Annotated in this window: 1 protein-coding gene; it reads right to left on the bottom strand. The window is 73.4% G+C overall.

What is annotated here, in order from left to right; genetic code table 11:
- A partial coding sequence (locus AC1D01_RS35935) for a phytoene/squalene synthase family protein (protein ID WP_477874479.1) occupies positions 1–884 on the bottom strand: 884 nt, incomplete at its 3' end.
- Positions 885–1,104: the final 220 nt, after the last annotated feature.

The raw sequence follows: 1,104 nt of genomic DNA, 5'->3' as shown, positions 1-1,104 counted from the left end.
AGCCAGCCCGGCGCGCTGAGCAGCAGCTCGATCGACGCGAGCCCGAGCATCAGCGGCCACAGCGACGCGAGCCGCAGGCGCAGGCTGCTCGCGGGGATCTGCAGCACATAGCCGGCGCCGGCGCGGTAGCCGGCCAGCGCCTGCGCGCTCAGTGCCAGCAGCAGCGGCCGGGCCGCCGCGCGGCGCGCCGGATCGATCAGGTCGCCGACCTGCAGGCCGTGTTGCGCGAGCAGCTCGGCGGGCAGGTAGCAGCGGCCGTTCGCGAGGTCTTCGGCGGCATCGCGCAGCACGTTCGTCAGCTGCAGCGCCTGGCCGTAGGCGACGCCCTGCGCGACCCTCGCGTCGCGCGGCCACGCCTGCAGCTCGGGCCGGTGGCGCATCGCGATGTCGGTCCAGAACTCGCCGACGCAGCCGGCCACCAGGTAGGTGTAGCGATCCAGCTCGGCGCGGGTCTGCAGCGGCAACGGCGCGCCGGCGCGGCCGTGTTCGAAGTGCTGCAGGTCGAAGCACATGCCGTCGGTCAGCGTCGTGACCACGCGGCGGATGTCGGCGATGTCGGCGGGCTGCTGGCGGCGCAGCAGGTCGAGCGCCTCGGGCAGCGCAGTCATCAGCGCGGCCTCGCCGGCATCGGCCGGGCTGCCGGCATCGATCGCCTGCGTCGGCGAGGTGCCGGCCACCTGGGCGCGCCACGACAGCAGTTGCGCCAGCCGTTGCGGGGCCGGGCGGCCGGGCGTGTCGGCGAGGGTGTCAGCCGCGCGCGCGAGCAGGTAAGCCAGGCTGACCGGCGCGCGCAAGCCCGGCGGCAGCATGCGCAGGCTCAGGTAGAACGATCGGGAGACCCGCTTCAGCAGGTCGCCGAGCAGCGTGTCGGTGGGAACGGGCATGGGCTGGCAATGTAGCCCGGATGCCAATCCGGGAATCGTCGCTCATTCGGAAAGCCGCATCCCGGATTGGCATCCGGGCTACGCACAGCCCTCAACCCGACGACTTGAAGACCCCGAACAGCCGCCCGATGCGGCCGGCAATGCCGCGCTCGCCGGACGCCTTGATCAGCGGGCTGGCCGGCCGGTTGCCGAACGGATCACCGGTCTGCACGCCGCGCGT

It is taken from the genome of Rhizobacter sp. P3_B12 (genome assembly GCF_056402895.1).
This window is presented reverse-complemented; position numbering and strand designations above follow the sequence as displayed.